This is a genomic window from Streptomyces bobili, assembly GCF_002154575.1.
GTDB lineage: Bacteria > Actinomycetota > Actinomycetes > Streptomycetales > Streptomycetaceae > Streptomyces > Streptomyces bobili.
Window position 1 is genome coordinate 1 of the sequence record NZ_MUBA01000825.1, and the last position, 814, is coordinate 814.

Genomic DNA, 814 nt, shown 5'->3' on the forward strand with positions numbered 1-814 from the left:
CCCGCCCCCTCCGCACCGCCCTCGCCCTGGCGGCCGTCGCCCTGCTGGCGTCGGCGACCGCGGCCTGCGGCGACGCCGGCGGGCTGAAGGGCGCCGGGGAGACCCCGACCGCGGTCAGCCCGGAGAAACTGTGGCCGGACCTGCCCGCGGCATCGAGCCCGGCATTCGACATCGACGAGGTGAACATCCAGGTCGTCAAGGGTGTCGCCGTCCCCGGCGACGACATCCACCGGGTGGACCCGGTCGAGGTCGTACGGCGGGAGGTCGCCGCGCACCCGGACGACTACGACGGCTCCGAGGCGCCGTACCGCGAGACGTCCCGCCGGATGGCCGACTGCGACGAGAGCGGCGCCGAGCGGAAGCCGTGCCCGGTCCTGCGGCCGTACTACCGCGACCTGACCGGTGACGGGCGGGACGAACTGACCCTGGGCTTCCGGCAGCTGCCCGGCGACCTGACGGCCGTGCGCGTCTACACGGTCGAGAAGCACCGGCTGGTGCAGGTCATGGGCTGGGAGGACGCCGTCGGCGCGGTCGAGCTGGCCGGGCGGTCGGTGATCATCCGCTCGCCGTCCGAGGTCGCCGGGTACGAGTACCGCCTCCAGTGGACCTGGGACGCGGACCAGAAGGCGATGCTGCTCACCCACGACGAGATGGTGCGGACCGGGGGACGAACCCACCCGCCCCGGCCCACCCCCACCGCCTCCCCGACCCCGGTTCCCTCCTCCTCCGCGAGCGGCCGATGAGGCTCGCGCGCCCTCGGTGGTCCGGCACGCTCGCCGTGAAGGCCGCCGTCTTCATCACGGTGATGTGCTGC

Annotated in this window: 1 protein-coding gene; it reads left to right on the top strand. The window is 74.2% G+C overall.

Annotated elements, in window-relative coordinates; translation table 11 throughout:
- Positions 1-743, top strand: a 743-nt coding sequence (locus BZL64_RS37970) for a hypothetical protein (RefSeq protein ID WP_341868853.1), incomplete at its 5' end; no start/stop codon positions are given.
- Positions 744-814 lie beyond the last annotated feature (71 nt).